The sequence below is a fragment of the Streptomyces sp. CT34 genome, from assembly GCF_000805335.1.
Lineage (GTDB): Bacteria > Actinomycetota > Actinomycetes > Streptomycetales > Streptomycetaceae > Streptomyces.
Map to the genome: position 1 here is coordinate 3,862,860 of NZ_KN708638.1, position 20,300 is coordinate 3,883,159.

General features: G+C 73.6%; 13 protein-coding genes (1 of these 13 only partly in view). 9 read left to right on the top strand and 4 right to left on the bottom strand.

Annotated elements, in window-relative coordinates; genetic code table 11:
- Nucleotides 1-502, top strand: the 3' end of a protein-coding gene (locus tag RZ84_RS16870; protein WP_043265009.1) for an MFS transporter. 788 nt of this gene lie to the left of the window's left edge; 502 of the gene's 1,290 nt are visible here — the last part of the coding sequence; the start codon falls outside the window, past its left edge; its stop codon occupies nucleotides 500-502.
- Between the two features lie 22 nt (nucleotides 503-524).
- On the opposite strand, the gene RZ84_RS16875 is transcribed toward RZ84_RS16870, so the two are convergent.
- Entirely contained in the window at nucleotides 525-2,303 is a 1,779-nt protein-coding gene (locus RZ84_RS16875) for a SpoIIE family protein phosphatase (RefSeq protein WP_043265010.1), read from the bottom strand.
- 295 nt (nucleotides 2,304-2,598) lie between these two features.
- Nucleotides 2,599-3,978, bottom strand: coding sequence for an FAD-dependent oxidoreductase (locus tag RZ84_RS16880; protein WP_043270092.1), 1,380 nt, complete (start codon nucleotides 3,976-3,978; stop codon nucleotides 2,599-2,601).
- Between the two features lie 445 nt (nucleotides 3,979-4,423).
- On the opposite strand from RZ84_RS16880, the gene RZ84_RS16885 reads away from it, so the two are divergent.
- Nucleotides 4,424-5,227 carry a TetR/AcrR family transcriptional regulator gene (locus RZ84_RS16885; protein WP_043265011.1) on the top strand — a complete coding sequence of 268 codons (804 nt, stop codon included), beginning with the start codon at nucleotides 4,424-4,426 and terminating at the stop codon, nucleotides 5,225-5,227.
- Nucleotides 5,228-5,488: 261 nt separating this feature from the next.
- On the top strand, nucleotides 5,489-7,447 hold the full coding sequence (locus RZ84_RS16890) for a sigma-70 family RNA polymerase sigma factor (protein ID WP_043265012.1): 1,959 nt from the start codon (nucleotides 5,489-5,491) through the stop codon (nucleotides 7,445-7,447).
- A 953-nt stretch (nucleotides 7,448-8,400) separates the two neighbouring features.
- On the opposite strand, the gene RZ84_RS16895 is transcribed toward RZ84_RS16890, so the two are convergent.
- Nucleotides 8,401-10,476, bottom strand: coding sequence for an asparagine synthase-related protein (locus RZ84_RS16895; RefSeq protein ID WP_043265013.1), 2,076 nt, complete (start codon nucleotides 10,474-10,476; stop codon nucleotides 8,401-8,403).
- Between the two features lie 709 nt (nucleotides 10,477-11,185).
- On the opposite strand from RZ84_RS16895, the gene RZ84_RS16900 reads away from it, so the two are divergent.
- The 6 genes from RZ84_RS16900 (at nucleotide 11,186) to RZ84_RS16925 (ending at nucleotide 19,078) form a co-directional block, all read left to right on the top strand.
- Complete coding sequence (locus tag RZ84_RS16900) at nucleotides 11,186-12,634, top strand: hypothetical protein (RefSeq protein ID WP_043265014.1); 1,449 nt, start codon at nucleotides 11,186-11,188, stop codon at nucleotides 12,632-12,634.
- Between the two features lie 321 nt (nucleotides 12,635-12,955).
- Nucleotides 12,956-14,176, top strand: a complete 1,221-nt coding sequence (gene lhgO / locus RZ84_RS16905; protein WP_043265015.1) for an L-2-hydroxyglutarate oxidase — start codon at nucleotides 12,956-12,958, stop codon at nucleotides 14,174-14,176.
- 707 nt (nucleotides 14,177-14,883) lie between these two features.
- Complete coding sequence (gene trmB, locus RZ84_RS16910; RefSeq protein WP_043265016.1) at nucleotides 14,884-15,822, top strand: tRNA (guanosine(46)-N7)-methyltransferase TrmB; 939 nt, start codon at nucleotides 14,884-14,886, stop codon at nucleotides 15,820-15,822.
- A gap of 230 nt (nucleotides 15,823-16,052) precedes the next feature.
- Nucleotides 16,053-17,444 carry a PrsW family glutamic-type intramembrane protease gene (locus RZ84_RS16915; RefSeq protein ID WP_078893845.1) on the top strand — a complete coding sequence of 464 codons (1,392 nt, stop codon included), beginning with the start codon at nucleotides 16,053-16,055 and terminating at the stop codon, nucleotides 17,442-17,444.
- A gap of 114 nt (nucleotides 17,445-17,558) precedes the next feature.
- Nucleotides 17,559-18,023, top strand: a complete 465-nt coding sequence (locus RZ84_RS16920; RefSeq protein ID WP_043270096.1) for a MerR family transcriptional regulator — start codon at nucleotides 17,559-17,561, stop codon at nucleotides 18,021-18,023.
- Nucleotides 18,024-18,031: 8 nt separating this feature from the next.
- Nucleotides 18,032-19,078 carry an aldo/keto reductase gene (locus tag RZ84_RS16925; RefSeq protein ID WP_043265017.1) on the top strand — a complete coding sequence of 349 codons (1,047 nt, stop codon included), beginning with the start codon at nucleotides 18,032-18,034 and terminating at the stop codon, nucleotides 19,076-19,078.
- An 88-nt stretch (nucleotides 19,079-19,166) separates the two neighbouring features.
- Here RZ84_RS16925 and RZ84_RS16930 read toward each other — a convergent pair whose 3' ends face one another.
- Entirely contained in the window at nucleotides 19,167-20,138 is a 972-nt protein-coding gene (locus RZ84_RS16930; protein ID WP_078893847.1) for a YDG/SRA domain-containing protein, read from the bottom strand.
- Nucleotides 20,139-20,300: the final 162 nt, after the last annotated feature.

Here is a 20,300-nt window from a genome sequence, read left to right on the forward strand (position 1 = left end):
GATCGTGGCGGCGCAGTTCGTGGTGCTCCGGCTGGTCGAACGGCGGCGCCGGAGCCGGGTGATGGCGCTGGTCGGGATGGTCTGGACGGTGGCGTGGACAGCCGCCGGGCTGTCCGGGCTGGTGCACGGCGCCCAGGCGGTGGCGACGACGCTGCTGATATCCACGTACGCGCTGTTCGGTGTCGGGGAGTCGATGCTGGCGCCGACGGTGGCGCCGTTGGTCGCGGATCTGGCGCCGGCCTCGCTGATCGGTCAGTACAACTCGGCGTTCGCGCTGGTCAAGCAGCTGGCGCTGGCGGTCGGGCCGGCCGTTGGAGCGCTGATGGTGGGCCACGGGCTGTATGTGGCGTACATCGCGATGCTGGTGCTGTGCTGCGTGGGGATCACCGGGCTCGCGCTGTGGCTGGGCCGGATGCTCAGCCCGGCGCAGGACCAGCCGCACCGGGCGGCGGCCGTCCCCGCGCCGCGGGCCGAGGCGGAGGCCGTGGGCGCAGCCGCGTAGGCGCGCCCCTGCCGCGCCCCGACTACCCGCGCGGCAGGGCGAATTCGCACCACACCGCCTTCCCGCCTCCCGGTGTTCGGCGCGAGCCCCAGGAGGACGCGATGGTGGCGACGATGGAGATGCCGCGGCCGGCCTCGTCGGCGGGTTCGGCCCGGCGGCGGCGCGGGAGGTGGTCGTCGCCGTCGGTGACCTCGATGATCAGGCGGCGGTCGGTGCGGCGCAGCCGCAGGCGCATCGGCGGGGTGCCGTGCTGGAGGGAGTTGGCGACCAGTTCGCTGGCGGCCAGGACGCCGAGGTCGTGGAGTTCCGGGGAGAAGCGCCAGGAGGCGAGGACGCCGGACGCGAAGGCGCGGGCCCTGGGCGCGGCTTCGGTGCCGCCGTGGAGTTCGAGCGCGGCGTTGTGGAACAGCTCGGCGTCATGGCCCGTACGGGCCGGGTTCTGGATGACGAGGATGGCGACGTCGTCGTCGTGGGTGGCGGTGATGCCGAGGGAGCGCAGCAGGCGGTCGCAGACGATGTCGGGTGCGCCGGTGGCGCCGGCGAAGGCGCGCTCCAGTGCCTCGACGCCGTCGTCGATGTCCTTGTCGCGGCGCTCGACGAGGCCGTCCGTGTAGAGGACGGCGCTGCTGCCGGGGCTGAGCGGGACCGAGCCGGAGGTGTGCAGCCAGCCGCCGGTGCCCAGGGGCGGGCCGGTCGGTTCGGCGGCGCGGTGGACCGTGCCGTCCGGGTCGCGCACGAGGATCGGCAGATGACCGGCCGAGGCGTAGACCAGGCGGCCTTCGTTGGGGTCGTGGACGGCGTAGACGCAGGTGGCGATCTGGCTGGCGTCGATCTCGGCGGCCAGCCCGTCCAGGAGCTGAAGGACCTCGTGGGGTGGGAGGTCGAGGCGGGCGTAGGCGCGGACCGCGGTGCGGAGTTGACCCATGACGGCGGCGGCGCGCACCCCGCGGCCCATGACGTCGCCGATGACCAGGGCCGTACGGCCGGCGCCGAGGGTGATGACGTCGTACCAGTCGCCGCCGACCGCGGCGTCGGTGCCGCCGGGCTGGTAGGTGGCCGCGACCCGCAGGTCGTCGGGCTGTTCCAGCTCCTGGGGCAGGAGGGAGCGCTGGAGGGTGACCGCGGCGGCGCGCTGGCGGGCTTCGCTGGCGCGCAGCCGTTCGGCGGACTCGATCTGGTCGGTGACCTCGGCGCCGAAGACCAGGACGCCCTTGTGCGGGGCGACGCAGGCGACCTCGGGGTCGGGTGCCGGGCCGCTGGCGGCGACCTCGATCGGGGTGCAGGTGAAGGTGTAGTAGCCGTCGCGGGAGCGGTCGCCGCCGGCGCCGGCCGGGACCTTGCGGGACTTGACCGTGCGCGGCTTGCCGCTGCGCAGGACCTGGTCCATCAGCGGGAGCAGGCCCAGTTCGCCGAGTTCGGGGAGGGCTTCGCGGGCGGTCCGGCCGGCCGGGCGGGGGCCGAAGACGCCGGCGTAGGCGCCGTTGACGTAGGCGATGCGGTGCTCGGGGCCGTAGACGACGGCGACCAGGGCCGGGATGGTGCCGAGGATGTCGTGGACGGAGAGCGCGTCGACGGTGGGCGGCGCGGCGCCGGGGGCGGCGTCCTCGGAGGAGGGGCCTTCGGCGCGGGCGGCGGGGACGCTGCCGGGCGGCCCCGCGGGCGCGTCACTGCCGTCCGCGGGCGCGGTGGGGTGTGCCGCGGGGTCCGCGGACGGGGTGGCCGGCGGGGTCGCGCGGTCGGACCGGGCGGCGGCGCGCCGCTGTGTGCCGGGGAGTTTGGCGCTCCAGCGCGTGAAGATCACGGAGGGGTACCTCTTACTTCGCGTCGTCGCGCGGGGTCGGGCCGTCGGCATGGGGGGATGCCCCCGGGCGTGGCGGGGGGCACTGTCGGCACCCTCTGGCGGATTGCAGCAAACGTCCAGAATCCTCGTGATTGTCACTCTTTGCAGATACGAGCCCACCCATGGTCACACGTCCAGTGTGGCCGACCGGACTGTCATCCGTCAGACGCCGGGCGCCGGAGTGGAGTTCCGCGTTCCTCCCCGGTCGTCGCACCCCGGCCGGACCTGCGGTCAACTTCCCTGGTGGGGCGACCGGTCAGCTGGTTTCGTTGTGCCGGCCGGTACCCGCGGCGAGTTCGAATTCGGCGCGTGGGTTCTCCAGCGAGCCGAGTGAGACGATCTCGCGTTTGAACAGGCCGGCGAGGGTCCATTCGGCGAGGATCCGGGCCTTGCGGTTGAGGGTGGGCACCCGGCTCAGGTGGTAGACGCGGTGCATCAGCCACGCGGGGTAGCCCTTCAGCTTGCGCCCGTAGACGTGGGCGACGCCCTTGTGCAGACCGAGCGAAGCGACCGAACCGGCGTATTTGTGCTCGTAGTTCCTGACCTGGCCGCCGCGCACGACCGCCGCGAGGTTCTCGGCGAGCACCTTGGCCTGGCGGACGGCGTGCTGCGCGTTGGGCGCGCACTCCGCCCGGGGCTCGTCGGGCGAGGCGGGCGGCGGTGCCGTCAGGTCCGGGACGGCGGCGGCGTCCCCGGCGGACCAGGCGTGCTCGACGCCGTCCACCTGGAGCGCGGCGGTGCACTTGAGCCGCCCGCGGCTGTTCAGCGGCAGCTTGGTCGCGGCCACGATGGGGTGCGGTTTGACGCCCGCGGTCCACACCAGGGTTCTGGTGGGGAAGCGGGAGCCGTCGCTGAGCTGCGCGACGCGGCTCTCGCAGGACTCCAGCCGGGTCTCCAGCCGCACGTCGATGTTGCGGGCGCGCAGCTCGCGGACGGCGTAGCGGCCCATCTCCGGGCCGACTTCGGGCAGGATCCGGTCGGTCGCCTCGACCAGGATCCACTTCATGTCCTCGGGCCGGACGTTGTGGTAGTAGCGGGCGGCGTAGCGGGCCATGTCCTCCAGCTCGGCGAGCGCTTCCACGCCTGCGTAGCCGCCGCCGACGAAGACGAAGGTGAGCGCCGCGTCGCGGACGCCGGGATCGCGGGTGGAGGAGGCGATGTCGAGCTGTTCGAGGACGTGGTTGCGCAGCCCGATGGCCTCTTCGACGGTCTTGAAGCCGATGCCGACGTCGGCGAGGCCGGGGACGGGGAGGGGGCGCGAGACCGATCCCGGCGCGAGGACCAGTTCGTCGTACGCCACGATCATGGCGTCGGCGCCGGCCTCCTCGGCGGCCAGGGTCGAGACGGTCGCCTTCCGCTCGGCGTGGTCGACGGCGGTGACCTCGCCGATGACGACATCGCAGTCCGGCAGGACGCGGCGCAGCGGGACGACGACATGGCGCGGGGAGATGGAGCCGGCCGCGGCCTCGGGCAGGAACGGCTGATACGTCATGTACGGCTCGGGGTCGACGACGATGATCTCGGCGGTGTGCTGCCGCAGCTCCTGCTTGAGCGTCCGCTGCAGCCGCAGGGCGGTGTACATCCCCACGTAGCCGCCGCCGACAACGAGAATCCGCGCCACATCGTCCGAAGACACAGCCTTCACAGAGGTTCTCCTCGCGGTGTCGACCAGGCCCGGGGCGCCACCGATCGGGCGGCCGGGCCGGCGGCGCGGCCACCATCGGGCGCTGCGCCCCCGGGAAGCGCAGCACTGTTCCATGACGCACCCCCGAAGCGTCTTTGTCCACAGGCCGGTCGAAAAGTAAGTCCGGCGCGAGCAGCTGTGCGGAGTGGGACATTCCGGTCGACCGGTGCGAAGTACGCTGGTCAGGCCGAGATTGGCGCAGAGCGGGAGGGAGTGCGATCAGGGCGGATCGGCCCTGTTGGGCCGATCGGGGGGCGCAGCGTGCGGAACGCCCCCTTCAATCTTGACGCGGGCTCAACTATGTTCGTATCTCGTTGGGGTGCACCCTCTCGTCGGGTCACTCCGACCGTCAGGGCGGGGAGTCTCCGGGGGGAGACGTCATTACCGGGGGATCACTATGCACATTCAGGGCTCTCAATGGCCGGCGGCGCTCGGTGTGACCGCTGCTTCCAACGGTGCCAACGGCAGCAGCGGTGACAGCAGCGGTACGGGCGCGGTGACCGGCGCCAACGGCCGCGGCACGCCACTGCGGGTGGATGCCCAGCGCAATCTGGAGCATGTGCTGCGCGCGGCCCGAGAGGTGTTCGGCGAGCTGGGATACGGCGCGCCCATGGAGGACGTGGCGCGGCGTGCCCGCGTCGGGGTCGGGACGGTCTACCGCCGCTTCCCGAGCAAGGACGTACTGGTCCGGCGGATAGCCGAGGAGGAGACCGCGCGGCTGACCGAGCAGGCGCGGGCCGCGCTGGGACAGGAGGACGACCCCTGGTCGGCGCTGTCGCGGTTCCTGCGGACGTCGGTCGCCTCGGGGGCCGGGCGGCTGCTGCCGCCGGGCATCCTGCGGGTGGGCGCCGGTGAGGAGAGCGGGCCGGAGACGCGGGTTCCGGACGGCGGGACCGAGGCGCGGGTGCCGCAGCAGCGGGTCGCCGGCGAGACGGTCGAGCCGCGGACGGCCGCCGTCGAGGGCGGGGCCGGCACGGTGGAGGAGACGCCGGGCGGGCAGGCGCTGCTGGAGGTCGTCGGGCGGCTGGTGGAGCGGGCCCGGACGGCGGGGGCGCTGCGGGCCGATGTCACGGTCTCCGACGTGCTGCTGGTGATCGCCACGGGGGCGCCCGCGCTGCCCGACCCCGAGCACCAGCGGGCCGCCTCCGCGCGGCTGCTGGAGATCCTGCTGGAGGGACTGCGGTCGCGCCCGGCCGGGTGAGATCCGGCGGCCGGACCCGTCCGGAGGAGCCCCGGGTGCGGGGTCTCCGGACGGGGCGGCTGCTCCCGTACGCCGCGGCGGCCCCGGGGTGCGCGGAATATCCCGTACGCGCAAATTACCCCGGACGAGTGAACGTCGGTGCGGTCGTCCGAGGGGCTTCCTCAGACGGGTGGTTGCCCGCAGGGCCTCTGAAGCGTGGGCCATCGGTGTGGCACGCTTGCGCGGTGTTGCGGTGTGATGGCGGGTTCGGGGGCCTCGGCGATGGGTGTTGACGGACGGGACGAGCGGGGCGACGACGGGAATGCGGGCACGCCTTCCGGGCAGGTCCCCGGTCAGACCGGGCCGCTGGGGCCGACGCCACCGATGAGGGGGCCGGAGGGGCCGGCACCCAGCGTGCCGCCGCAGCGCGAGCGTTCCCACCGGGCGGCGGGGCCCTCCGGCGGCGAGCCGGCAGGTGCGTCGGCCGGTGCGTCGCCCAGTGCGTCCGCCGGCGGTCCGGACGCCGATCTGCCGCCGTCCGACGGCCAGTTGATCGCGGCCATGCGGGCCGGCGACGACAGCGCGTACGAGGCGATGTACCGCCGGCATGCCGACGCGGTGCGGCGTTATGCGCGCAGCTGCTGCCGCGACGCGCACACCGCGGAGGATCTGACCGGCGAGGTGTTCGCGCGCACACTTCAGGCGGTGCGGGGTGGGGCGGGCCCGGATTCGGCGGTGCGCGCCTATCTGCTGACCACGGTCCGGCGGGTCGCCGCGGCCTGGGCGAAGACCACCAGACGGGAGCAACTGGTCGAGGACTTCGCGGTGTTCGCGGTGTCGGCGGCCGGGTCGTCGCTGGACGACGGCACGCTGGACCTGGGCGCGGACGTCCGGGCGATGCACGAGGCCGAGCAGTCGATGGCGATGCAGGCGTTCCGCAGCCTGCCGGAGCGCTATCAGACGGTGCTGTGGCACACCACGATCGAGGACGAGTCGCCGAGCCAGGTCGCACCGCTGCTGGGGCTGACCGCGAACGCCACCGCGGTACTGGCGCACCGGGCCCGGGAGGGCCTCAAGCAGGCGTATCTGCAGGCGCATGTGAGCCAGTCGCTGACCGCGGGCGGGGACTGCGCCCGGTATGCCGACCGGCTCGGTGCGTACGCCCGGGGCGGGCTGCGGATGCGGGCCGAGCGGGGGCTGCGCAAGCATCTGGAGGAGTGCGCCCGGTGCCGGACGGCGGCGCTGGAGGTCGCGGACGTCAACGAGCGGATCGGGGCGGTGCTGCCGATCGCGGTCATCGGGTGGTTCGCGGCCGGGTACGCCGTCAAGGGCGCCGCCACCGTGGTGGGCGTCGCCGGGGCGGGTGCGGCGGCGGGGGCCGGTGCGGCTGCCGCCGCGCCCGGGGCGGGGGCCGGCTCCGGCACGGCGAGCGGTGCCGGTGGCGCGGCCGTCGGTGAGGGGCTGGGCGCGCCGGTGAAGATCGCGATCGGTGCCGGGGTCGTGGTCGCGGCGGGCGCGGCACTGGCGTTCGCGCTGGCCGGGTCCCCGCAGCCGGCGCCGCACCCGCAGGCGAAACCGCACCGGCCGGTACCGTCCGCGCCCCGATCGCCCTCTCCGGCACCGTCGCAGAAGCCGCTGCCGCCGGTGGGCGGGGCGGTGCCCGTGCCGGGGCCCACTCCGACCTCCAGCCCTGCGCCCGCGCCTCCGAAGCCGACACCTACGCCGACGCCGACGCCGACGGCCACGCCGACACCGGCTCCCACGCCGCCGAAGCCGACGCCCACACCGACCCCGACGCCCCCGCCGTCCACGTCGTATCAACTCGGCTCACTGCCGTACGACTTCGCCGGCGACGGCACCGCACCGGAGGTGCGCGCCTTCGAGAGCAGCTGGATGTGGAAGCGGCACCGGCCCAGCATCGACGGCACGGCGTATCCCCACGGCGTGAGCGTGCATGCGTCGTCCTCGGTGGTGGTCGCGCTCAACCGGCAGTGCACCGCGTATGACGCCGTGGCGGGTGTCGACGATCTCAGCCTGGGGCTGGGGGCGTTGCGCTTCTCCGTGTACGCGGACGGGGTGCGGCTGTGGCAGTCGGGCGCGGTGCGCGGCGGGGAGCGGGGGGTGCCGGTGCACGTCCCGCTGGCGGGCCGCAAGACGCTGCGGCTGGTGGTCGAGCCGGAGAGCGCCGGTGATCTGGTGGCGCTGGGGGACTGGGCCCGGCCGCAGATCAGCTGCCGGTGAGGCGGGCCGTTGACGGTCGCGGGGCCTTGGAGGGTTGCCGGGCGGTCGGCGGTTGTTGGGCTGCCGGCCGTTGTTGGGCGGTCGATGGTTGTTGGGGCGTTGACGGATGTTGGGCCGTTGGCGGTTGCGGGACGGGTGGTGTGGCCGGGGCCGGGCCTGGGCGGGGGCCGTGGGGCGAGTTCGTTCTCCTGTCGTAGGCCGCGTCATGTGCCGGCTCCCGGGGTGTGGGCTGTGTCCGCTCGCGGGTGCGGGCTGTGCCGGCGGCCCGGGAGACCTCGGATGCGGACGCGGCGTGGAGGATGTGCCGGGCTCCGGCGCGGGGGCTGTGCCGGACTCCGGCGCGGGGGCTGTGCCGGACTCCGGCGCGGGGGCTGTGCCGGACTCCGGTGGTAGGGGGGCGAACGCCAGGAGGGCGATGGCGTCCGCCGGCGTGCGGTGTGTGCTCTCGGCGTGCGGCGTTTCATAGGCGCCGTCGGCCGCGCCGTTCAGCTCGGCGCGCAGGGCCGCGGCCGTGCGCCGGACGTCCGCCTCCTCGGGGACGGGGCGGGACAGTTGACCGCGCCGGGTATCCGCGGCGCCCAGCAGCCGGGCGGCGTCGCGCGGGCGGGCCGTAGCGTGCAGCGGCATTGTTCGTCCTCCCTCCCCCAGGACCTCCGTCGTACCTGGGTCGTGCCTGGATCCGAACCTTCATGTGGTCGTTGCGGCCATTGTCGCGGGCCGCGGCGCACACCCGCGCGTTGTCCACAGCCTGGGTCCGCGACAACGGCGGTTATCCACAGTCCGGTTGGGGCCTCAGGGGCCTGGTCGAGTCCTCCCGAGGCCCGGTCGGTTCTCCCGAGGCAGGAGAACCGGAGCCTCCGGGTCCGGACAACCGGACGCCCGGATGCCCGGGCCCTCGCTCCCGCCCCACGCCCAGGCTCTGCCCAGGCTCAGGTTCAGACCCAGGCTCACGCTCAGGAAAGCCGTGCCCGGGGGACCACACCGCCCGCCACCGCGCGCTGCCGCGGGGCCTCCGCGCCGGTCCAGCACGAGCCGCGCCGGGCCAGCAGCCGCCGCAACCACAGCTCCGTGGAGACCAGTTCGGCCAGTCCGTCCAGCGGCAGCGCGGCGCCCTCGGCCGCCGCGCGGAGCGCCTTGCGCACCACCCGCGCCTCGATCAGGCCCGCGTCGGCGAGCAGCGGCGCATCGAAGAGCTGCACCAACTGGCCGACGGCGCCGCGCAGTCCGGTACGTACCGCGGCGGTGTGCGTGAGGTGCGAGGTGGCGCCCCAGCCCGGCGGCAGATCCCGTACACCGGCGCCGGCCAGCACCGAGCGCAGTACGGCGGCGCGGGCGCCCGGCTGCACCCGGAGGGTGTCCGGCAGCACACGGCAGGCGAGCACCACCTGGTTGTCGAGGAAGGGGGCGTGCAGCCGCTGGCTGCGGACCTCGGCGGCCTGCTCGAAGACCCGGTGGTCGGCGGCCTGACGGGCCAGTGCCGCCCGGGCGCGCCGTTCCCCGGGGCGGCCGGAGGCGGGTGAGCGGGTCGCGGCGTCCCCGAGGCGAACCGATACTTCGGCGAGCGCCTCTCCCGTGAGCCAGCGGGCGGCCGGTCCGGGCCGGCACCAGGCTAGGGCGGCCAGTGAGGCGTCGACCGCCCCGCCGGCCACCGGTTCGTCGGCGAACTGCCGCTCCATGAGGCGGCGCGCCGCCTCGGTGATCCCGGCGGCGTACGGGGTGCGGGCGAGCCGGCGGGCGGCCCGGTAGACGGTGAACGGGACCAGGACGGAGTGCGCGGACGGGCCGTCCGCCTTCGCCAACGCGGTGACCGGGCGCAGCAGATGGCGTCGCCGGCGGTCCACGAGGAGGTCGGCGAGCCGGGCCGGGTGGGCGTCGAGGACCTGGCGCGCGCCGTTCCCGACGAAGTGGTCCGCGCTGCCGGCCAGCAGCCGCCGGCGGTGGCGGCCGGCGACGGTGAGCGAGGGGCCCGGCTCGTCCGTGAGCGGACCGCTGTCGAGGTCGGTGTACGGGAGCGCCTCCTCGCCGCCGGCGACGACGACGTGGCGGAGCCGTGGGTTGTCGGCGATGCTGCGGGCACGCTCCAGTTCGGCCTCGCGGTGCGGCCGACCGCCGTTGGTGGCGCGGTCGTTGAAGGTGACGGCCAGCAGGCGCTCGCCGTGGCCGTTGATCGTGCCGGGTTGTCCGGGGAGACCGGCGGCCAGAAGGGCGAGCGTGCCGGAGGCGCTGCCTCCGGAGAGGTCGGCGCCGATGCCGGGGGCCGGTCCGCCGCGGGCCGCACGCCGCTCCGCGGGACCCATACCGGGCACCGGGCCGGGGTCCAGCCCCTCCGGCCCGTCCGGGTCGGGGGCGAAGCGGGGGCCCGCCAGCCGGGCGCGTACCGCCTCGACGAGGGCCTCGCGGACGCCGTCCACGGCCTGGTCCGGGGCCAGTTGGGGCGCGGCGACGGCCAGTGAGGTGGTCGGTTCGAAGGAGGCGATCTCACTGGTGCCGGTGCGCAGCACCAGGGCGTGGCCGGGCGGGATGCGGCGGACGCCCTCGTAGGGCGTGCCGGCGCCCAGCGCCTCGGGGGCGTCCGGGCAGGCCAGCAGGGCGGCCAGATGGCCGACGTCGAGGCCGGCCTCGACGAGGTCGGCGAGCGGCAGGGCGGCGGGGGCGTACGCGGGGCCGCCGGCCCACCGGGTGTGGAAGACGGGGCGGGCGCCGGCCAGATCTCCGGTGATGGTGATCCGGCGGCCCACCTGGGCGACGGCGGTGTAGCTGCCCGGCCAGGCGGTGAGGTGGCGCAGCGCGCCCCCTCGGGCGGCGAACAGCCCGACCCGCAGCTGGTCGTCGGTGGCGCCGCAGACCCCGAAGACGGCGAGCCGGGTCTCCGGATCGGCCTGGACGACGCGGACTTCGTAAGGCCGCCAGTCGCCGACCGCCCACAGGGGGTCCGGGTCGCCCCAGAGGAGCTGGGCGCCCACGGGCAGGACCGTGCGGCTCTCCCGGCCGGCGGTCGCGGCACTGCTCCACCCCACCAACCAGCGCATCGCCGCCTCCACCCGATTCCCCGTCCGCCGCGGGGCCGATGGCCGCCCCGTACAGCGAATTCCCCAGCTGTTGTGCGGTCCATGCTGCCATGGCGAGGGGTTTCGGGAGATGCCGAAGGAAGCCCGTATGCGGGCGGTCGACGGGGCGGGCCGACGGGCGCGGCGGCGCGCCACCGGGGCGGGCGTTGCCACCGGGGCGGGCGCGGGGCGCTGCAACGACCCCGGGTGGCCCCCCGTGTGGCCCCCGGGGCGGGCGGCGGCGTGAAAGCATCACCCGTCGCTTTTCGGCCAAAGTCCGCACCGTACAACCCAGTTGGGGACCGGCCGGCGCGTCGGGTGCCGCGTCGTCCGGTGCGGCGGCCGGGCGGCGCCCGACCCCCGCGACGGCCCGGGAAGCGGGCTGCGCCTCCCGGACCGGACCGCCACCCGCGGGGAATGAGGTGGCGGTGTCCCCCAGCCCACTGGATCCAGTGCAGCGGGCCGACCCACGCAGAATCATCGAAGCGCTCCGGCCGGCGGGCGGCCAGCGCGCACGGACGGGCGCACGGGCACACGTACCCGGAGCACATGCCAAATCCCGCACCCCTGTTTGAACACGAATCTCGCCATCCGGGACACCGACTCTTAACGGTCGGGATCCGGCGAACTACTCTGGGTGGACGCATGCCCCGGGGTACCGGGGAGGCTGTCGCTGTGTCGAGGGGTGCGCATGTCCAGGGATATACGCGGGCCGAACGAAAAGCTCGGCACCGTTCTCGCCCTCGCGGGGATCAGCAATGCCGGACTCGCGCGCCGGGTCAACGACCTTGGTGCGCAACGCGGCCTGACGCTTCGCTATGACAAGACGTCGGTGGCCCGATGGGTCTCCAAGGGCATGGTTCCCCAGGGTGCCGCGCCCCATCTGATCGCGTCCGCGATCGGCAGCAAGCTGGGGCGTCCGGTGCCGCTGCACGAGATCGGGCTGGCCGACGCCGACCCGGCGCCCGAAGTGGGCGTGGCATTTCCCCGCGATGTGGGCGCAGCGGTGCGCACCGCGACCGAGCTCTACCGCCTCGATCTGGCCGGACGGCGGGCCGGCGGGGGCGGCATCTGGCAGAGCCTGGCCGGATCCTTCTCCGTCAGCGCCTACGCCACCCCGGCCTCCCGCTGGCTGATATCCCCGGCCGACAGCTCCGTGGCGCGGGAGGCGGCCGAGGCGCGGGACCGGGACGCCGCGGCGGCCGGCGACGCGGGGATCCCGCAGCACGTCGGCCACAGCGACGTCACCAAGCTGCGCGAGGCCGCCGAGGACGCCCGCCGCTGGGACTCCAAGTACGGTGGCGGGGACTGGCGTTCGTCGATGGTGCCGGAGTGCCTCCGGGTGGACGCGGCACCGTTGCTCCTCGCCTCGTACAGCGACGAGGTGGGCCGCGCGCTCTTCGGGGCGACGTCCGAACTGACCCGGCTGGCCGGGTGGATGGCCTTCGACACCGGGCAGCAGGAGGCCGCCCAGCGGTACTACATCCAGGCGCTGCGGCTCGCCCGCGCCGCCGCCGATGTCCCCTTGGGCGGCTATGTCCTGGCATCGATGTCCCTCCAGGCGACCTACCGGGGCTTCGCCGACGAGGGCGTCGACCTCGCGCAGGCCGCCCTGGAGCGCAACCGCGGTCTGGCCACGGCCCGCACCATGAGCTTCTTCCGCCTGGTGGAAGCGCGGGCGCAGGCCAAGGCCGGCGAGGCGCGCGCCTGCGAGGTGGCGCTCAAGGCGTCCGAGGGGTGGCTGGAGCGCTCCCGCAGCGGCGACCCGGACCCGTCCTGGCTGGACTTCTACTCGTACGAGCGGTTCGCCGCCGACGCGGCCGAGTGCTACCGGGATCTGCGGCTGCCCCGCCAGGTGCGCCGGTTCACCGAGCAGGCGCTCTCCCGCCCCACGGAGGAGTTCGTCCGCTCGCACGGACTGCGCCTCGTCGTGTCCGCCGTCGCCGAACTGGAGTCCGGCAATCTGGACGCGGCCTGCGCGGCGGGCACCCGCGCCGTGGAGGTCGCGGGCCGGATCTCCTCCGCCCGCACCACCGAGTACGTCCGCGATCTGCTGCACCGTCTGGAGCCGTACGGGGACGAGCCCCGGGTGGTGGAACTCCGCGAGCGGGCACGGCCGTTGCTGGCGGCGCCGGCGTAGCGGGCGGGACGGGCGAAGCGGGCGAAGGGCAGAACGGTCGGCGGGCGGAACGGTCGGCGGGCGGAACGGTCGGCGGGCGGGTACCGGTGGTCGACGGGTGCAGAAGTCGGCGGGGGAACCGGTCGATGGGGGTGTGGCGGTTCAGGGACGGGTTGATCGGGTGGGCGTGCGGCGGAGCGGATGGCGCGGCTGCGAGCGGGGTAGCGGTGGCGGCGAGGCCGCGTTGTCAGTGCCGCCCGTCATGATGGAGTACGTCGTCGGCGATGATGCGCGGGGGCGCGGCGACGGGCAGGCCCGCGAGCAGGCGGTTGGGGAGGTGCGGTGGCGGCGTACGACTGCGATGTGCTGGTGATCGGTGCCGGGATCGTGGGGCTGTCCACGGCCCATGCCCTGACGCGCGCCGTGCCCGGTATACGCGTCGTGGTGCTGGAGAAGGAGCCCGGACCGGCCCGCCACCAGACCGGACGCAACAGCGGCGTGATCCACAGCGGGATCTACTACCCGCCCGGTTCGCTCAAGGCCCGCTTCGCCCTCCAGGGGTCGGCGGAAATGGTCAAATTCTGCGCCGAACACGACATCGCCCATGAGGTCACCGGCAAGCTCATCGTGGCCACGGACCGCAGCGAGCTCCCCCGGCTGCACGGCCTCATCCAGCGCGGCCGGGAGCACGGCCTGCCGGTGCGCGAGCTGGGCCCGGCCCAAATAGCCGCGTACGAACCCGAGGTGCGCGGCCTGGCCGCCATCCATGTGGGCACGACCGGCGTCTGCGATTTCGGCGCGGTGGCCCGGCAGCTCGGCCGCCTCGCCCAGGAGGACGGCGCCCGGATCGCGTACGGCGAGGACGTCACCACCATCGGCCGCCGCCCCGGCCGGGTCGCGGTCCGCACGGCCGCCGGCACGGTCTACCGGGCCCGCGCCCTGGTCAACTGCGCCGGCCTGCACTGCGACCGCATCGCCCGACTCGCAGGCGATGCTCCCGGGATGCGGATCGTCCCGTTCCGCGGGGAGTACTTCACCCTCGCCCCGGAGCGCGCCGCCCTCGTCCGCGGCCTGGTCTATCCGGTCCCCGACCCGGCCTTCCCGTTCCTGGGCGTCCACCTCACCCGCGGCATCGACGGCGCCGTCCACATCGGCCCGAACGCCGTCCCCGCCCTGGCCCGCGAGGGCTACGACTGGCGTACGGTCCGCCCCGCCGATCTGACCGGCACCCTCACGTATCCGGGCGCCTGGCGGATAGCCCGCCGCCACTGGCGCTACGGCGCCGGCGAACTGCGCCGGTCGCTGTCCCGGCGCGCCTTCACGGACACGGTCCGCCGGCTGCTCCCCGCCGCCCGGGAGGAGGACCTGCTGCCCTCGCCGGCCGGTGTCCGCGCCCAGGCCGTCCTCCCTGACGGCACCCTCGTCGACGACTTCCTCTTCGCCGAGACCCCGGGCATGATCCACGTCCTCAACGCACCGTCCCCGGCCGCCACGGCTTCCCTCCCCATCGGCCGGGAGGTGGCCCGCCGGGTGGTGAGGGTGGTGGGGGACCTGCGGGGGTGAGGGGGAGAGACCTGCGGGCGTGATGGGGGACCCGAGGGGGTGCCGGGGTCTGCGGGGTGACGGGGCGAGCCGGGCCGACGGGTGACCGGGGCTGCGGGATGAAGACGGGTGACCGGGGGCTGCGGAATGAAGGAGATGCCCCCCGATGAAGGGGACGCTCCCGATCAAGGGGACGCCACCGGTTAACGGAGGTGACCGGGGGGTCGCGGGGCCGACCGGGGCGACGTTGCGCGGCAGCCGTAACGGGGCCGAGTGGAGCCGTGAGCGGCAGCCGTAGCGGGATGTGAGCGGGATGGGGGCGGCGGAGTGATGGGTTCCCACGCAGGGCGGGGCCGGGCTGCCCTCGCAAGGGCGGACTGCACCCCCGACCGGGCGGACTGCACCCCGACCGGGCACGCCCCGTGCGCCGTATGCGCCCCCCAAGCGCCCCCTCCAGACGTGTTCTTCTAGAGGCACTGCCGCGCGGCCCGAGGTGCGGGGCCCGGGCCCCGCACCTCGCTCGGGCCCCACGCCCCTCAGCAGGCACCCGCCCGTACCGCCCGCTCGCACCGCCGTCGCATACCGCCGTCGCATCCCGCCCTCGTATTCCGCGCTCCCGTACCTCCTTCCTCTACAGCGCCCCGGCGGCCCCAGGTACCGCCCTCCTGCAGAGCCGCCCTCTCCAGCGCTCCCGTCCCCTCCCCCACCATCCGTAGAATCGACACACTGTGTCCGAGAACCACGCCACCCCCGAGACCACCGCCCCCGAAGCCGACGCCCTGGGCGCCGACGTCGCGGCCACCGCGGTCGCGCACGCCCGCGAGCACGCCACGCACGCGGACGGCCACGCCGCCGGAGAGCGGGCCGCCGCCCCGGCCCCCGCGGCCGGCGAGCCCCGCCCCCTCGGTGCCACCGCGGCCTCCGCCGCCGTGCCCCGGCGCGGCAAGCCGATGTTCCCGGACGGGACCGGACCGGCGGCCGACCCCGCGGGCTCGCACCACGAGCGCCGGATCCGTTCCTTCCAGCCGCGCCGCAGCCGCGTCTCGCCCTCCCAGACGGATGCGCTGCGCCGGCTCTGGCCCAAGTGGGGCGTGGACATCGACGGGCTCTCCCGTATCGACCTCGACGCGTTCTTCGGCGGGCTGCCGGTCGTCCTGGAGATCGGCTTCGGCATGGGCGAGGCCACCGCGCAGATGGCCGCCGCCGCCCCGGACACCGGCATTCTCGGCTGTGATGTGCACACTCCCGGCCAGGGCAATCTGCTCGGTCTCGCGGAGCGGAACGGCCTGTCCAACATCCGGGTGGCCAACGGCGACGCGATCATCCTGCTGCGCGAGATGCTGGCCCCCGGCTCGCTCGCCGGCCTGCGCGTGTACTTCCCCGACCCGTGGCCCAAGAAGCGCCACCACAAGCGCCGCCTCATCCAGCCGGAGTTCATCGCGCTGGCGTCCACCCGGCTCGCGCCCGGCGCCCTGGTGCACTGCGCGACCGACTGGGAGCCGTATGCCGAGCAGATGCTGGAGGTGCTCTCCGCAGAACCGACGCTGGAGAATCTGTACCCCGGTTACGCGCCCCGGCCGGACTTCCGCCCGCTGACGAAGTTCGAGGGCCAGGGCCTGGACAAGGGGCATGTCGTCCACGACCTGCTCTTCCGTCGCCGCGGCTGAGAACGGCTCGGGCCGCGGGACCGGCCTCGTATTACGGGAGCCCGGTCCGAAGCGTGTGCGAGTCCGGTGCAGTCCCGGTGCGAGTCCAGTGCGGGCCCGGCACGCGAAGCACCCACCACCACCGCCCACCACCACCAGCACAGGCACCGCCACCCACCCCGAACCGACCCCCGACCGACGTCTTCCCGCCACCCGCGCGCCATGTGGGCGCCCCTCGTTAGGGTCTATGGGTGTCCCCGTCCCCGCCGCCGCTCCCCGAGCGCTCACCGGGCCCGTCCCCGTACACCTACGCCGAGCCCCCTCCCGGGTCCCGGCCGGGGCGCCGACCCGCGCCGTGGCACAGCAAAACCGTCCGCGCCCTCGCGCTGGCCTCGCTGCTGGCGCTCTCCGGCGTGCTCATCATCGGCATCGTCCGCCGCCAAACCGGTACCGAGGGCTTCCTGGTCGGCCTCGGCCTGGCGGTCTTCCCGGTGCCGCTGCTCATCTCGGCGTTCTGCTGGCTCGACCGGATAGAGCCCGAGCCGTGGCGGAACCTGGCCTTCGCCTTCGCCTGGGGCGCCTGCGCGGCCACCCTGGTCGCGGTCCTGGCCAACGGCTTCGCCACCAACTGGCTGGCCACCAACTTCGCCTCCGCGTCCCCCACCGAGGCCGAGACGTGGGGCTCGACCGCCATCGCGCCGGTCATCGAGGAGGTGGTGAAAGCCGCCGCCGTCCTCCTCCTCTACCGCTTCCGGCGCCGCGACTTCGACGGCATCACCGACGGCATCGTCATCGCCGGCATCACCGCCACCGGCTTCGCCTTCACCGAGAACATCCTCTATCTGGGCAGCGCGTTCGGCGAGGACCAGTCCCTGGGACACAGCGGGCTGGGTTCCCTCACCGCCGGCACCTTCTTCGTACGGATCGTGGTCTCCCCGTTTGCCCACCCCCTCTTCACGATCCTCACCGGCCTCGCGTTCGGGATAGCCGCGACCCGCTACCCCCGGCGCCGCGCCGCCCGCGCCGCGCTCGCCGCCCTCGGCCTGGTCACCGCGATCCTCCTGCACGCCGTCTGGAACGCCGCCTCCAGCCTCGGCAACAGCGGCTTCGTCACCATCTACGGCCTGTTCATCGTCCCCGTCCTCCTCGTCGTGACCTGGCTCGCCCTCTGGGCCCGCCACCAGGAACTGCTCTCCCTCCACGCCTACCTCGCCCCGTACATCACCGCCGGCTGGCTCGCCCCCGCCGAACCCACCGCCCTCGCCTCCCTCAAGACCCGCGCCCTGGCCCGTGACATAGCCCGCAGTACCCACGGCCCCACCGCCGCCCGCGCCGTCACCGAATACACCGCCCTGGCCACCACCCTCTCCTTCCACCGCCGCCGCGCCCACCTGACGGGCACCACCCCGGACTTCGCGACCCGCGAGCGCGAGCTGCTGGACCACCTGTGGCACTACCGCCCATGGGCCGAACCGGCCCTGATCCAGGCCCTGGCAAGCCGCGAGGGAAGCAGGAGAAGCAAGGGGAACAAGGGGAGCGAGGGGAGCGAGGGAGGGAAGGTAGGAAACGGGAGGAAGAAGCAAGAGGTGGGCGGGCCGGCTGCCGCGTCGCTCGTCGATGAGGCGGACCAGTCGCCCAGTTGAGCGCGGCGCGGCAGACCGCCTCCTACGTGGCGGGCCGGCGGACGCGACGGCCCAAGAGGCACCGCACGGCGGGCACTTGCTTCAAGTGCACTTGAAGGTTCTAGCGTGGTCGGCATGACGGTGATCGACAGCACTCCCGTGACGTTGCCGCCCGTGGACGCCTGTGTCTCCGCGGGGGCGACGCATCCGCGACCCGACGGCCAGGACCGCTACACGATCAGCGAGGTCGCGGAGTTCACCGGGCTTCGGGCGCACACCCTGCGCTGGTACGAGCAGATCGGTCTGATGCCGCAAGTGGAGCGGTCGCACACCGGCCAGCGTCGCTTCGACAACCGGGACCTGGACTGGCTCGTCTTCGTGGGCAGGTTGCGGCTGACCGGGATGCCGGTCGCCGACATGGTCCGCTTCGCGGAACTGGTCCGCCAGGGCGAGGTCACCTTCGGCGAACGCCAGGAAATCCTGGAGCAGACCCGGCACGAGGTCGCCGCGCGCATCGCGGAGTTGCAGGACACCCTCGCCGTACTCGACGCCAAGATCAACTTCTATGCGGGCGCCCGCCAGGCGTCGGAAGGGGCCTGAGCGCCATCATGAGCAACACCACCGTGAGCAACGCCATCGAGCAGATCCGCAAGGTCGAACTGGGCACCGGCGGGCCCCTCGTCGGCGTCCAGGGCTTCGGCGCCATGGGCATCAGCGCCGCCTACGGGCAGACCGACGACGCGGCGGCCCGCGACACCCTGGAGGCCACCGTCGAGGCGGGCGTCACCCTCATCGACACCGCCGACATGTACGGCGTCGGCGCCAACGAGGAGTTCCTCGCCCCCTTCGTCGCAGCCCACCGCGACGAGATCACCCTGGCCACCAAGTTCGGTATCGAATACCGCGCCGACGACCCGAGCTACCGGGCCATCCGCAACGACCCCGGCTACATCAAAAAGGCCGTCGAAGCGAGCCTGCGCCGCTTGAACGTCGAGGTCATCGACCTCTACTACATGCACCGCCGCGACCCGGCCATCCCGCTCGCCGAATCCGTCGGTGCCATGGCCGCACTGATCCAGGAAGGCAAGGTCAAGCACCTCGGCCTGAGCGAGGTCACCGGTGCCGAACTGCGCGAGGCGCACGCCGTCCACCCGATCACCGCCGTGCAATCGGAGTGGTCGGTTTTCAGCCGGGACGTCGAGCGCAGCGCGGTGGGCGCAGCCGCCGCGCTGGGGGTCGCCTTCGTGCCGTACTCGCCGCTCGGCCGGGGCTTTCTGACCGGTGCCTTCACCGACGCCAGCACAGAGCTCTCCGGCAGCGACTTCCGGCAGTTGCTGCCGCGCTACACCGGCGACAACGCCAAGGCGAACGCCGCTCTCCTGGCACCGCTGCACCAGATCGCAGCCGACCACGGCGCCACCACGGCGCAGATCGCCCTGGCCTGGGTACAGCACCGGGCCCAGGCGCACGGCCTGGCCGTCGTACCGATCCCGGGGACCCGCAAGCGCAGCCGCCTCCTCGAAAACGCCGCGGCCACCCACATCACGCTGACCGCGGAAGAACTGGCCCTCCTGGAGCCGATCGCCGGCCAGGTAGCCGGCGACCGCTACGCGGACATGTCCCTCACCTCCGCAGCCCGGGAAGCCCAGGAGTGATCGGCGACCCGCCGTCCCGCGCCACACCGCTGACGTGGGCCCGACCGCCCCTGGACAACTGGCCCTGGCCGGCCCTGGCCGGGCGGAATTACGACTGTGCGTCCAGTTCGGCAAGCACAGCGGGTCGGTCGGCCCACCGCGCCCGATGGCTCTGCACGCATTCCCTTGCGATCTGGTGTTCCCTGACCCGGTTCAATACACCGACCATCTTCTGCGTCAGTCCATCGATCACTTCGAATCCATCGCTGAGCTGACGTGCTCCACGGTCAAACAGCGCATGGCAGTTCGGACAGAGACACAGCACATTCCCTATCTTGTCCGGGCCATTGTGCGGTTCTCCCAGCGCCTGGATATGCGCGGCCTCGCTGATGGCGTCGCCGTCCGGTGACACCACCAATCGCAGTCCGCACATTTGGCAGGTGTCGTTGTACATCTCCTTGACCTGGCGAACCACCTTTGAGTCCCGCTGGCGTCGCGCGGAGGAGACGATGCGGCGCACCGCCGCTTCGGCGTCGGTGTCCGTATCACCGGCCAAGGAGACGGGTTGCGGCTGCACCGTTTCACCTGGTGCGATCTTGAGCATGCGGAACTGGCAGACGCGGAAGCCTTCCTTGCCCGTAGTGATCCAGTGGCCCGCCACCCGAAAGAGGCCGCAGTACTCGTAACCACCGGTGGCCTGCCGCCGCTTGCCGCTGATGTTCAGACCCCGGATGACACGTACGGGCTTCCCCAGCGCCTGGTTCAGCAACAGCCCGGCGTTTCCGGGAGCGTCCAGGGTCTGGTCGGCGACCATGCGCCGGGTTTCGCGGTCTCGCCCGCCCTCACCGGTGTAGATGATCTCGTGCTCGCCGTACTCATCGTCGAGATAGCCGCCGGAGAGCACGATGGAGTCGACGCCCTGGTGCGCGGTACCAGATATCCCCGATCCCGATTGGCGATGCACTCCAGCAGCGTGCAATTCCGCATGGCTCTTGAAGTGCTGCCCTTCAGAGACGCCGGGCGGAGTCCCGAAGTTCACCGGATTCGCAGATTTCGCCTTCGCAGCCTTCGTCTTCGCCATGAACGAATACTGCCAACTCCTTGATCGCTACGTCGCCCCCTTGAGCAAGCTGTGGTGCCCGCCACAACCAGCCGCATGAGCACCAGCCGTGTCCCCCACCGAAGTCCACGAGCATCCGAGCGTAGGCTCCGTGGCATCGACCTTGATTTGGTACGGATTACG